Source organism: Bacillus sp. LM 4-2, from assembly GCF_000978495.1.
Lineage (GTDB): Bacteria > Bacillota > Bacilli > Bacillales > Bacillaceae > Bacillus > Bacillus subtilis.
In genome coordinates, this window is sequence record NZ_CP011101.1 from 1,849,034 (window position 1) to 1,861,085 (window position 12,052).

Below are 12,052 nucleotides of genomic sequence, written 5' to 3' on the forward strand. Positions count from 1 at the left end.
AATACTACTGCCCAATATGCAAAAGAAAGGAACATCCATTTGAACGAACAAGAAACGATTCAGGAGAAAGCCATTTTAGTCGGATGTCAGCTGCCGCATATCACGGATGAGCATTTTGAAAATTCTATGGAAGAGCTAGCATCTCTGACGAAAACAGCAGACGGAAAAGTACTGACCAGCGTCACACAAAAACGGAACAGGGCTGACGCCGCTACATATATAGGAAAAGGGAAGGTAGAAGAGCTGAAGGCACTGGTGGAAGAGCTTGAAGCTGATCTCCTCATCTTTAATGATGAACTGTCGCCAAGTCAGCTGAAGTCATTGGCAACAGCAATTGAAGTGAAGATGATTGACCGCACGCAATTGATATTAGATATTTTTGCAAAGCGGGCGAGAACGAGAGAAGGCAAACTTCAAATTGAGCTGGCTCAGCTGCAATATGCACTGCCGCGTCTGACGGGACAAGGGATCAATCTCTCCCGGCAAGGCGGAGGAATTGGGGCAAGAGGTCCCGGGGAAACGAAACTGGAAACCGACCGCCGCCATATCAGAAATCGCATTCATGAAATCAACACACAGCTTTCCACTGTCATTCGCCATAGAAGCCGATACCGTGAAAGAAGAAAGAAAAACGGTGTGCTTCAAATTGCGCTTGTCGGCTATACAAACGCAGGGAAATCAACATGGTTCAACCGCCTGACGAGTGCTGACAGCTATGAAGAAGATCTCCTGTTTGCCACGCTGGACCCGATGACCAGAAAAATGGTCCTGCCAAGCGGCTACAGTGTTCTTCTTTCAGATACAGTAGGATTTATTCAGGATCTTCCGACGACATTGATTGCTGCATTCCGCTCAACGCTTGAGGAAGTAAAAGAAGCGGATTTGATCCTGCATTTAATTGATTCTTCAAATGAGGATTATGCGGGACATGAAAAAACAGTGCTTCGGCTTCTCGAGGAGCTTGAAGCAGATGATATCCCGATGCTGACGGCTTACAATAAACGTGATCAAAAACTGCCTGATTTTATACCGTCCGCCGGAAGGGATCACATTATGGTCAGTGCGAAATTTGAGGACGACGCTGCAGCCTTTAAAGAAGCGATTCAGCGCTATTTGCGCCAAGAACTGTTAACGTCTTTTGAAGCACATGTGCCGGCAAGTGAAGGGAAGCTCCTTTCCAGAATCAAATCGGAAACGATGGTAGACCGCTTCTATTTTAATGAAGAAAATGAACAGTATGACATATCCGGCTATGTCCAAGAAGAGCAAAGTATCATCGGTGAATTAAAGAAGTATATGTAGGAAGGAAATATAAAGACATGTTTGACACATTAACACACGGAGAATTATTGAAGAAAACGGCAATGGAAGTGGAAGCGGACATTGCCGGCATTCATAAACAAATAGAAGAAATCAGCGAGCGAAATGAGTGGAGAGTGCTTCAAAGCTATAGAAAACACAAAGTAAGCGACACTCATTTCACGCCGTCTACTGGATACGGCTATGATGATATCGGAAGAGACACGCTTGAAAGCATATATGCGGATGTGTTTGGCGGAGAAGCGGGGCTTGTAAGGCCGCAAATCATTTCAGGCACACATGCCATTTCAATTGCTTTGTTCGGTGTCCTCAGACCGGGGGACGAGCTCCTTTATATCACGGGCAAGCCGTATGATACGCTAGAGGAAATTGTGGGCGTCAGGGGTGGAGAAAACGCTGGATCGTTAAAGGATTTTCAAATCGGCTATAATGCGGTTGAACTGACGAAAGACGGAAAGATAGACTATGATGCAGTCGCCGCTGCGATCAATCCGAAGACAAAAGTAATAGGCATTCAGCGCTCAAAAGGATATGCGAATCGCCCTTCTTTCTTAATTAGTGAAATAAAAGAAATGATCCGTTTTGTAAAAGAAATCAATGAAAACCTGATCGTCTTTGTGGACAACTGTTACGGAGAATTTGTGGAAGAGCTTGAGCCTTGCCATGTCGGAGCCGATCTGATGGCGGGATCTCTCATTAAAAATCCCGGCGGCGGCCTTGCGAAAACAGGCGGCTACCTCGTCGGAAAAGCGAAATGGATTGAAGCTTGCTCATACCGTATGACGTCACCCGGTATCGGCAGAGAAGCGGGGGCATCTCTTTACTCGCTCCAAGAAATGTACCAAGGCTTCTTTTTGGCGCCTCACGTTGTGTCTCAAAGTTTAAAGGGAGCGGTGTTTACAGCGAGATTCCTTGAAAAACTGGGCTTCACTTCAAACCCGAAATGGGATGCGAAAAGAACGGATTTGATACAATCCGTTGAGTTTTCTGACAGAGAAAAGATGATTGCTTTTTGCCAGGCTATTCAATATGCATCGCCAATCAATGCTCATGTGACGCCGTATCCAGCCTACATGCCGGGATACGAGGATGATGTCATTATGGCAGCAGGCACGTTTATTCAAGGAGCAAGCATCGAATTATCAGCTGATGGCCCTATCCGCCCGCCGTATGTAGCGTATGTTCAGGGAGGATTAACCTATTCGCATGTGAAGAATGCCATATGCAGTGCAGTGGATTCATTGATGGAAAAGCAATTAATTTAAATTTTTTAAAAATTTCTCTGGATTTGATGTTAAGAATCCTTACATCGTATTGACACATAATATAACATCACCTATAATGAAACTAAGTTAAGAAAAGGAGGAAATTGAGATGAGTGATAATATTCGCCGCTCAATGCCTTTATTTCCAATAGGAATTGTCATGCAGTTAACTGAGTTATCAGCAAGACAAATTCGATATTATGAGGAAAATGGACTGATATTTCCAGCCAGAAGTGAAGGGAATAGACGATTATTTTCATTTCATGATGTAGATAAACTGTTAGAAATCAAGCACCTGATAGAACAAGGTGTAAACATGGCAGGAATTAAACAGATTCTGGCGAAAGCCGAAGCCGAGCCAGAACAAAAACAAAACGAGAAGACGAAAAAACCAATGAAACATGATCTGTCCGATGACGAACTGAGACAGCTCCTGAAAAACGAGCTCATGCAAGCCGGCCGTTTTCAAAGAGGGAATACATTCCGTCAAGGCGACATGTCCCGCTTCTTTCATTAATCCGTTAGCAACTGTTTTGCTATATACATTTACCTTTTAAGAGGAGGAATTTTACCAAATGGCAAAGTACACTAGAGAAGATATCGAAAAATTAGTAAAAGAAGAAAACGTGAAGTATATCCGCCTTCAATTTACTGACATTCTTGGAACAATCAAGAATGTTGAGATTCCTGTAAGCCAGCTTGGAAAAGCGCTTGATAATAAAGTCATGTTTGACGGTTCTTCTATTGAGGGATTCGTTCGTATCGAGGAGTCAGACATGTACCTGTATCCAGATCTAAATACATTTGTTATCTTCCCATGGACAGCTGAAAAAGGTAAAGTAGCACGTTTCATCTGTGATATTTACAATCCGGATGGCACACCTTTTGAAGGTGACCCGCGAAACAACTTAAAACGGATTCTGAAAGAAATGGAAGACCTCGGCTTCAGTGATTTTAACCTTGGACCTGAGCCTGAATTCTTCTTATTCAAATTGGACGAAAAAGGCGAGCCAACGCTTGAACTAAACGACAAAGGCGGATATTTCGACTTAGCTCCAACTGATTTAGGAGAAAACTGCCGCCGCGATATCGTACTTGAGCTTGAAGAGATGGGCTTTGAAATCGAAGCGTCTCACCACGAAGTAGCACCTGGTCAGCATGAAATCGACTTTAAATATGCTGGAGCAGTCCGCTCTTGTGATGACATCCAAACATTTAAACTAGTTGTCAAAACAATTGCCCGCAAACACGGCCTGCATGCGACATTTATGCCAAAACCATTGTTCGGTGTGAACGGTTCAGGTATGCACTGCAATCTATCACTCTTCAAAAATGGTGTTAACGCATTCTTTGACGAAAACGCAGATCTTCAGTTAAGTGAAACAGCGAAACACTTTATTGCAGGTATCGTGAAGCACGCAACAAGCTTTACAGCAGTAACAAACCCGACAGTAAACTCTTACAAACGTCTTGTTCCTGGCTATGAAGCACCTTGCTATGTAGCATGGAGCGCGCAAAACAGAAGCCCGCTTATCCGTATCCCGGCTTCCCGCGGCATCAGCACACGTGTTGAAGTACGCAGCGTAGACCCAGCTGCAAACCCGTACCTTGCACTTAGCGTATTGCTTGCTGCAGGATTAGACGGAATCAAAAACAAACTGGAAGCGCCGGCTCCAATCGACCGCAACATCTATGTGATGAGCAAAGAAGAGCGCATGGAAAACGGAATCGTTGACCTTCCAGCAACACTTGCGGAAGCACTAGAAGAATTCAAATCAAACGAAGTCATGGTCAAAGCGCTGGGCGAGCACCTATTCGAACACTTCATCGAAGCAAAAGAAATCGAATGGGATATGTTCCGCACACAAGTTCACCCTTGGGAGCGCGAACAATATATGTCTCAATATTAATCTCTCAATCCCTTGGCACTATTGGTGTCAGGGGATTTTTTGATTTATAATATAAATCATGTGCGACCCCACAAAACATCCACAAAAAATCAATAATAATTGGGGAGACATCTCTTACAGGTGCCAGATAATTTTTAAACAAAGATCACAATTTACAGCAAAGTACACCGTCTGTCACAAATGAATTTAAAAAAGTGTTGCCAGTAAAGAATGAATTTCAAGACTTATCGAAATGGATAAGTCTTTTTCTTTGTACTAAATTTTCAATCAGGGAAATAATTCCACGCTTAAGGAAGTAATACGCATAAATAATTCGACAAACTCTATGATAATTCCATTGTTCAATACTTCTACCAGCAATAATAAGATGAGTAAGGTGGATGTTTATCATTGACATCATAACCAAATAAATCCATAATTACGTTGAAATCTAAATCAATTTTCAAAAAGGAGATTTCTATGAAAAAATTGACTATCTTCTCCGGGGGATTAGGAGCGGTTTTTTCTGTACTGGCTCAACTGTTTGCGGTTTTAGATGACTCTTACACTTTGGGGAACTTATGGTTTTTAGGTGCTTTGGCGGGGATTATAACCATGCTTGCTTCAATCCATACAAATAATAAACCAGTCTTCAGCATATTATTAATTACTAGTTCAGTAATAGGTCTACTTGGAACTGGTCTTGTATACATCATACCAACACTGTTCAATATAATAATAATTTATAAATTTTCAAAAGTAAGCCAAAAGTAAGCCAATGGTAAAATAAAGGTTCTTTTTTTATTTAGTATTTCTTTGACAAGGTCGGTAATGAATCGCAGAATGCTTATGCTTGCAACTGGTCCACACAGCTGGGGCTTCCGTGGGCATGATTATCGAACGCCATGTTTCTAGGATACCGGAATTGAAACATTTGCTGAGACATTTCGTGAAGCCGATCACCAAATGACCATTTTCATAGAGGCACGTCTAAAGAAGCTATCATAGGAGGACAATACTGTGTGGAAAGCTTTAAGTCAATTACTCAAGAAACAGAAAAATCAAAGTCCAAGCGATGAAGATTATATACAGATTCCAGAATTAGAAGTAAAAGTTTTGGGGATGCTTCACAGTATCAATATAGACTTGGTTAATTTAATAGCTCAAGCAGAAAAGTCTAAGGAGTTTATAGGACAAATCGAAGGCATCTGGCATTCTATAGCAAATCAATTTTATTCACTCGCCCAAGGGTTTGAGAATGAGGATATCAATAAGCTTTCTGCGGATCTTGATCATGCTGCCGCCACTTGGGAAACTGTTGCTAATAAAGCAAAAGAGTTTGTAACAAATTCATACCAAGGGTAAAAGAAAAATAAGGGCCTGAAAGGGCTCTTTTGCTTATAGTCATATTTCCCGTAAGTATTACTTTTTGGATTTATTAAATTTTAAAGCGTGTTTGTTTCACTGAATTCATAGTCAAAAGGGGAATGTTTTTATGCTTGGAATCAACGTTGAAAAATCAAATGAAAACTTAATTATCAATTGGCAGCTATCCAAAATTGAAATTCCAATCAAAGAAATCAATGATGTATTTCTTGATCCAAACTATGGGGGAGAGGAGAAAAGAGGCAGTAAGGATTGGGTTTCCTTATGGCTCAACAGATAGGGTAGTAATTAAAACAGCATATAACACTTACATTTTGTTCACCACTAATCCTGCTTTAATTATGAGTAAAATTGTTTCTTAATAAACAGTTTATGTCCCTTTTAAATTTATCTTAATGTTCTGTGTGGTAAAATTTAGTGAGATGATTTAAGGAGGAGGAGCATTTATGGAAGAAGGAAAGTTAGTTCACATGACATTAGATGGTATTAAGAAAGCAGTTACTAAATATGGTACATTTCCTGTGTTCCATCATGGGGGTTATGTCTTGGAAGATGCTACTTTTCATTTCAAAAATCCAGCAACTCCTCAAGAAATTAGCGGCTTAGAAAAGAAATTAGGTGTTACTTTTCCTAATGACTTTAAAGAGTTTTTGTTACAACACAATGGGATGGAAATGTTTGATGGCATTGAAATACTTAGCTTAGAGGGAATCGTTGAATATAATGAGGTTCAAGATTTCCCAGAGGGATACTTATTAATAGGATATCATTTTGATGGAAGGTATGTCATAGACACAAACAAATCAAAAAAAGGATTAGGTTATATGTTATATCTAGACTCAATTGACGATATTGAAGATGCGATTAACTTAAATTCTAATTTTGAGATATGGTTTGATATGCTAGTGTCTTCTAATGGAACGAAATATTGGGAAGTAAATCCGAATCTCCAAGAGTATTATAAACTGGTTTCAGAATAACACTTCGGCAAAAGAAAAAATTATGACTTATTTTAACAACCAAAGAAACTGCAAATTTGAGGGAAGTATAATGACAATTTACGAGCAAATTAAAGATGCTTTAAAAAATAAGATCAATGAGTTGGTTTCACCTCAAGAAGTAAAGAAAACCCTTCAAGAAAAATACGGAACTAATCCGGATAGCATTATTTTATCAGATTATTGTTATAACCGGTATAATAAGGGGATTTCTTTTAATAAGCACCTCTTTGAATATGTGAATAGAAGTTCTTACAAATACTTAGGTGAAAACTCTCTTTATACAGGACTTATTTTCAGAAAATCAAAAGGGGAAGATAAGGAAGTTATCGTAGGCGAATGGGTAAACGGTGTTAAATCACTCCGAGAAGTACCTATTACTAATAACCAAATACATGATCAAGCTGAAATCATTAGTAAAGAACAACTTGTAAACCTTTATAATGAATATAACCAAATCCTGAGATATGAAATGAATGTATTGAACTGTAAGCCCACAGAATTGAGGCATTTAATTGGCAGAATCGGTGAATTCATTTGTGCAATCCAAACCAACGGCACTCTGGCACGTCAAACTAATCAGCATGGATTTGATGTTGTGAATGATGGCAGGCGGATTAGTGTAAAAACAACAGCTCAATCAAGTGGTTTTATTTCGATAAATAAAAATACATTTGATGATTTTGATGTTTTTTTGTAGTTCAATACGTAAATGATGATTTTAAAGTTATTTTCTTCAGCTCAAAGGAAGAAGTGCAAAAAATTAGCAGAGTTTATGGAAGCCAATACGAAGTTGAAATTTCACTTCTTAAAAAGCTTAATAAGGAATACCAATTAAATTAAACAATCTTGTTGATAACAAACATCCTCTTACTTATTGTAAGGGGATGTTTGTTTAATCCTTATTTTATCTTCGCAATCTGGCTTACGAGTTGCATCCGCAGTAAATGATCTTACTTCGTCTTTTCCCCGTGTTACTTTTTTCTATTGAGATAACCATTGATTTCAATGCCGCTCATTGGGTTAACCTCATAATCATCAGTGTAATCGTAATCAATTGATTCAATATCTTTATCGTTTGTTTTAATAAAGCCAAGCCAGTCATTAGCCAATGAATACAACTCTTCTTTTTGCAGAGCTACTTGGACTTCCATTTTTTTGTTGTATTGTTCCTTCATAATTATCCCTCAGGGAAAGGTAGGGGGATTATTTTGGAGAATCATATTCCATTGCTTGTTCACAGTCAGTAATCCTTGAGTTGTTCTAGCAAGAGGCAATATTGTTGAATAAGAATAGTTTTAAAGAGGTTATTGTTGTCTTCATATTGAAATAAAGACTAAGTATATTAGAGGGGAGTTACTTTAATGCATATCACAACAAAAAGGTTATTGATACGTGAATTTGCATTCACAGATTGGCAGGCTGTATATGAGTATACATCTGATAGTAATGTAATGAAGTATATACCTGAAGGGGTTTTTACTGAAGAAGATGCAAAGGCATTTGTAAATAAAAACAAAGGTGATAACGCTGAAAAATTCCCTGTCATACTAAGAGATGAAGACTGTCTTATAGGCCATATTGTTTTTTATAAGTATTTTGGTGAACATACATATGAAATTGGGTGGGTGTTTAATCCCAATTATCAAAATAAAGGGTATGCTTCTGAGGCAGCCCAAGCTATCTTGGAATATGGATTTAAAGAAATCAACTTACATAGGATTATAGCTACGTGTCAACCTGAGAATATTCCCTCATACCGAGTTATGGAGAAGATTGGAATGAGAAGAGAAGGCTTTTTTAAAAAATGTATTCCAAAAGGCAATGAATGGTGGGATGAATATTATTACGCTATTTTAGAGGAAGAGTGGAATTGTAAGAGGGGGAATGCAGGAAATTGAAACCATAACAGCTATAGAACGTATAGTGATAGTAGGGCTTATAGTGCTTAATATGAATGATGTGAGAGGGGTATCCAAATCAAATTCATCTCACCAAAAGCGGAAAACAAGACAATCATCATAAATGGTTAGGAACTGTCTTGCTCAGTTGGGGAACATTCGTATTTGCTTTGTTTTTTGCTACTTTAGTCGGTTCAATGGCTAGCCAAGCAGGAGCTTCCAAGCTTTTGAAGCAAGGCATCCAAGCAGGTTTAGTCACATTAATAACTGTCCCGTTGCTCTACATTCTTCTTAAACGGATGTCTAGTAGACCCTTTTATTCTATAGGACTGTCTGGGTGGCGGCAAGCCATTCCGAATGCCATAATAGGAGCAATATATGTGATTGTATTATCCGGGTCTGGTTTCGCTATCGCCCATTTATTAGGCTGGATCAAAATTACACAATTTCACTTCTCTGTCCATTTAGTGACAGTATTGCTCTTAAATATGATTATCGCTTTCTTTTATGAAGCTTTTCCAGAGGAATTAACTTTTCGGGGGACGGTGTACTATGCTCTAAATAAGCGTTGGAACTGTTTTATGGCCTTACTCCTACAGCCAATCCTGTTTGTGCTTGCACCAATAATTGTAAGTGGTTTACAATATATAGCTGGAGTTGAATCATCTGCTATCACATTAGATTACATTGTTTTATTGTTGGGTTTTGGATTCATCCTTCAACTCCTCCGTATTGTAACAGGAAGCTTATGGACGTCTATCGCTTTTCATCTAGCCTTTCTTGAAAATTCTCGGTTCTTCGTCCTGCAGGGGGAGGAGCGCTTTATTACCTATGAAGAAATTGTTCCGGGAACAGGTTCGCTGTTTGTGATCTTTTTTATGTTGCTTATTGTCGGTACTCTACTATTAATAACTGTTGCAATAACTCGCCGAAATACTATTCAATGGCGGAAGAATGAGAAATGCGACCAAGATGTTTAATTTCTAAGTAGAACAGTAGTTTTAAGGAGGATCTAGACAATGTTTAAGAAGCATTCATTAAGAAAGAGGTTATAAACATGCAAGTTTTAAGGATCATATTTGTTCATGTCTTGTCCGCGTTATCAGCTGCTGTTGTTTATGTTTTTGGCATTGGTTATGACGGCTACATACCATACTTCCTAATAAGTGTTCTTCTCTTTATCTTTTATTTAATCTTTGCTGCACCTGTTCAATATTTCTTAAATCGCAATCCAAAAAGGTTTAACGCGAAATATTTACTCATATACATATTCTTTTCCTTCTTAGTATGGTTATTCTTCGCTTTCATTACTGATCCAAAAAACACCTTAAACTTTCTGATGGGATATGAAATTTACTTGTTTAGCGTCTCATTTGCCGTAATATTTTGGATCTGGGACTCGGTTTTTCTGCAAAACATTGGGAGGGTAGCAGCGTAGCTTAAATCATCACAATCCTTTTCCTTATGCACGGTCAAAAAGCCCCTTTTATTTACCGAATTATGCCATAAATGGGTAAGGGAGAGAGGGATGAAAAGGGTTAATCGTTTAACTTTGGTTTGCTTAGGCTTAGTCTCAAGTTTTACTCTTCCGAATGCTGAAGCAAAGCTAACGGTGGATTAAACAAATGTAGACTTTGTTTTGATCGACCGGAATTTTGACCTCACTTGGTTAAATTCACAATACACAATAATAAAGACTGTACTCTAAATATGAAACTTAGCAGAATAGCTCTAACTGATGGATATTATCAAGGAGCGAGAAAGAATTCACAGGAAGTTATTTGGACTACAGTGCAGCAGACCGAGTAGAAGGTGATCAGTTGGAAATAACAAAAAGTCCAGACTGCGGCGATGTGTGGATAAAAGGTACTTATGGATTTGAACATGAAGAGCGGGATTATTAAATTCAGCGAGGTCAAGGATCCATTATAAACTTAATGATCATTTTAAGTGATCAAAAATAACTAAAAGGTGAGAATATGATTAAATCAAAGTTAAAAACGATTATAGACCAAAGAAAGATCAGTATCCGGAAACTTTCCAGAGATATTGATCATGAGTATCCAACTGTCAGAAAGCTATATAATGACGAAATGGAGCGGTATCCGAGAGAGCTGTTTGATAAAGTCTGTCCCTATCAAAACATCGAACTGCATGAGTTGTTGATATTCCAAAAAGATCATATTTCTAAAGTGAGAATGTCTAAATGAAGATAATGGAGTATATGGAGGAAAGGTTTCAAAACCTCGAATTCATTCCTAGCATCTATAATCAATGGGGCATAGGAATCCATTTTTGTCTTGGGGAAAATATCTATCAACTCAAAGCAAATGAAGAATTGAATTTAAAGATGTTTCGGATTGTATATGAACAAACCTCAATCATTTTTAATGAATTATTTGAACAAAATGATGACATATTCCTTGTGACGAATATGTATAAGCACAAAAAGAAAGAGAAATGTATAAGAAAATTAAAGGTGTATCAACCGTTTCTAAAATGTAAAAATCATTTGAATCAAATTATGGTGAAGACATATCCCTATCCTTTCGAAATCAATAAAGCTGAAGAATACGAGATGCAACAATTTTCCTTGTTATGCAAACCTCGAGACTTACGTGTAACTGAATTACTTAAAGCAGCCAGTAACGAGGATTTTCCATTAAAACCGAAATTCGGAGGTTACTCTATTGATTACCCTGATGTTTTCTTTGTGAACATTACAAAAGACATTATTTTCTTTATCTATGATGATCGTGGATGTGAAGTCATAGCTCTTGATTTCAAACGAATACGTCCACTTTATGAAAAATATCACGACTGGGTAGAAGAGTATAAGTGCATGTAATACTCTTTTATAAAACGATTTATATCAGGAAAGGCAGAATTAGATTATGAGGGCCTTACATACAAGATGTAAACGGTTATTGAAACTGAGAAACTTAGAATTTTTTCAGTTGGTATTATGTGATGATGAGAGATCTGCATTTTTATTAGTAGTTGATAAAAGATTAGTGGATTTTGATTCTCAAGGTGGAAACCTTATTAGTGTTTATTTAGTTACTCACTTTGAGTTATCTGATCAATCGTATTCTTTTGGGTATGAAGCATAACTGTTCGTATGCAATGGATATTCTAAGCGCTAAAGAGGAATTTGATTTCGATTTCCCATTTAATATGCTTGCAATAAAAAGCTATGTACAAGAATTAATAAAAATGTTAGGGATTGATATAACTCTGCCTGAAATGAAAGAAAGAGATTTTGACAAACTTTCTCAAGATTAAATAAAACT

At 37.9% G+C, this 12,052-nt stretch carries 13 protein-coding genes and 3 pseudogenes; 15 read left to right on the forward strand and 1 reads right to left on the reverse strand.

Annotated elements, in window-relative coordinates:
- The first annotated feature begins 39 nt into the window (after window positions 1-39).
- The 9 genes and pseudogenes from hflX (at window position 40) to bslm_RS09120 (ending at window position 7,701) form a co-directional block, all read left to right on the forward strand.
- A complete protein-coding gene (gene hflX, locus bslm_RS09080) occupies window positions 40-1,302 on the forward strand; it encodes a GTPase HflX (RefSeq protein WP_015483254.1) in 1,263 nt (420 codons plus the stop codon).
- A 17-nt stretch (window positions 1,303-1,319) separates the two neighbouring features.
- Window positions 1,320-2,585 carry a methionine gamma-lyase family protein gene (locus tag bslm_RS09085; protein ID WP_046160429.1) on the forward strand — a complete coding sequence of 422 codons (1,266 nt, stop codon included), beginning with the start codon at window positions 1,320-1,322 and terminating at the stop codon, window positions 2,583-2,585.
- A gap of 109 nt (window positions 2,586-2,694) precedes the next feature.
- On the forward strand, window positions 2,695-3,102 hold the full coding sequence (gene glnR, locus bslm_RS09090) for a transcriptional repressor GlnR (RefSeq protein WP_003238341.1): 408 nt from the start codon (window positions 2,695-2,697) through the stop codon (window positions 3,100-3,102).
- Window positions 3,103-3,160: 58 nt separating this feature from the next.
- A complete protein-coding gene (gene glnA, locus bslm_RS09095) occupies window positions 3,161-4,495 on the forward strand; it encodes a type I glutamate--ammonia ligase (protein ID WP_003231737.1) in 1,335 nt (444 codons plus the stop codon).
- Between the two features lie 459 nt (window positions 4,496-4,954).
- On the forward strand, window positions 4,955-5,248 hold the full coding sequence (locus bslm_RS09100) for a hypothetical protein (protein WP_046160430.1): 294 nt from the start codon (window positions 4,955-4,957) through the stop codon (window positions 5,246-5,248).
- A 246-nt stretch (window positions 5,249-5,494) separates the two neighbouring features.
- Window positions 5,495-5,839, forward strand: coding sequence for a hypothetical protein (locus bslm_RS09105; protein WP_042975843.1), 345 nt, complete (start codon window positions 5,495-5,497; stop codon window positions 5,837-5,839).
- Window positions 5,840-5,969: 130 nt separating this feature from the next.
- Window positions 5,970-6,222: pseudogene (locus bslm_RS09110) on the forward strand (SunI/YnzG family protein).
- Between the two features lie 183 nt (window positions 6,223-6,405).
- On the forward strand, window positions 6,406-6,840 hold the full coding sequence (locus tag bslm_RS09115) for an SMI1/KNR4 family protein (protein ID WP_080262658.1): 435 nt from the start codon (window positions 6,406-6,408) through the stop codon (window positions 6,838-6,840).
- A 70-nt stretch (window positions 6,841-6,910) separates the two neighbouring features.
- Window positions 6,911-7,701, forward strand: a pseudogene (locus bslm_RS09120) (DUF7225 domain-containing protein).
- Window positions 7,702-7,832: 131 nt separating this feature from the next.
- On the opposite strand, the gene bslm_RS09125 reads toward bslm_RS09120, so the two are convergent.
- A complete protein-coding gene (locus bslm_RS09125; RefSeq protein WP_224588665.1) occupies window positions 7,833-8,036 on the reverse strand; it encodes a hypothetical protein in 204 nt (67 codons plus the stop codon).
- A gap of 186 nt (window positions 8,037-8,222) precedes the next feature.
- Here bslm_RS09125 and bslm_RS09130 point away from each other — a divergent pair, with 186 nt between their 5' ends.
- From bslm_RS09130 to bslm_RS21295, 6 genes and pseudogenes are all read left to right on the forward strand, one after another.
- A complete protein-coding gene (locus bslm_RS09130; protein WP_046160431.1) occupies window positions 8,223-8,759 on the forward strand; it encodes a GNAT family N-acetyltransferase in 537 nt (178 codons plus the stop codon).
- Between the two features lie 227 nt (window positions 8,760-8,986).
- A complete protein-coding gene (locus tag bslm_RS09135; protein WP_014479894.1) occupies window positions 8,987-9,739 on the forward strand; it encodes a CPBP family intramembrane glutamic endopeptidase in 753 nt (250 codons plus the stop codon).
- A 77-nt stretch (window positions 9,740-9,816) separates the two neighbouring features.
- Window positions 9,817-10,197 carry a UPF0715 family protein gene (locus tag bslm_RS09140; RefSeq protein WP_029726895.1) on the forward strand — a complete coding sequence of 127 codons (381 nt, stop codon included), beginning with the start codon at window positions 9,817-9,819 and terminating at the stop codon, window positions 10,195-10,197.
- Between the two features lie 541 nt (window positions 10,198-10,738).
- Entirely contained in the window at window positions 10,739-10,969 is a 231-nt protein-coding gene (locus bslm_RS09145) for a helix-turn-helix domain-containing protein (RefSeq protein WP_014479898.1), read from the forward strand.
- The gene (locus bslm_RS09150) at window positions 10,966-11,607 is read left to right on the forward strand and encodes a DUF3885 domain-containing protein (protein ID WP_046381050.1); all 642 of its coding nucleotides are present in this window, start codon (window positions 10,966-10,968) and stop codon (window positions 11,605-11,607) included. The genes bslm_RS09145 and bslm_RS09150 overlap by 4 nt, the downstream gene beginning before the upstream one ends.
- 109 nt (window positions 11,608-11,716) lie before the next feature.
- Window positions 11,717-12,044, forward strand: a pseudogene (locus tag bslm_RS21295) (hypothetical protein).
- Window positions 12,045-12,052: the final 8 nt, after the last annotated feature.

Bases quoted from the DNA above. Each gene is read 5' to 3' on its own strand.
- bslm_RS09085 (WP_046160429.1), top strand. From the start codon at position 1,320: ATGTTTGACACATTAACACACGGAGAATTATTGAAGAAAACGGCAATG.
- glnR (WP_003238341.1), top strand. From the start codon at position 2,695: ATGAGTGATAATATTCGCCGCTCAATGCCTTTATTTCCAATAGGAATT.
- glnA (WP_003231737.1), top strand. From the start codon at position 3,161: ATGGCAAAGTACACTAGAGAAGATATCGAAAAATTAGTAAAAGAAGAA.
- bslm_RS09100 (WP_046160430.1), top strand. From the start codon at position 4,955: ATGAAAAAATTGACTATCTTCTCCGGGGGATTAGGAGCGGTTTTTTCT.
- bslm_RS09125 (WP_224588665.1), bottom strand. From the start codon at position 8,036: ATGAAGGAACAATACAACAAAAAAATGGAAGTCCAAGTAGCTCTGCAA.
- bslm_RS09130 (WP_046160431.1), top strand. From the start codon at position 8,223: ATGCATATCACAACAAAAAGGTTATTGATACGTGAATTTGCATTCACA.
- bslm_RS09140 (WP_029726895.1), top strand. From the start codon at position 9,817: ATGCAAGTTTTAAGGATCATATTTGTTCATGTCTTGTCCGCGTTATCA.
- bslm_RS09145 (WP_014479898.1), top strand. From the start codon at position 10,739: ATGATTAAATCAAAGTTAAAAACGATTATAGACCAAAGAAAGATCAGT.
- bslm_RS09150 (WP_046381050.1), top strand. From the start codon at position 10,966: ATGAAGATAATGGAGTATATGGAGGAAAGGTTTCAAAACCTCGAATTC.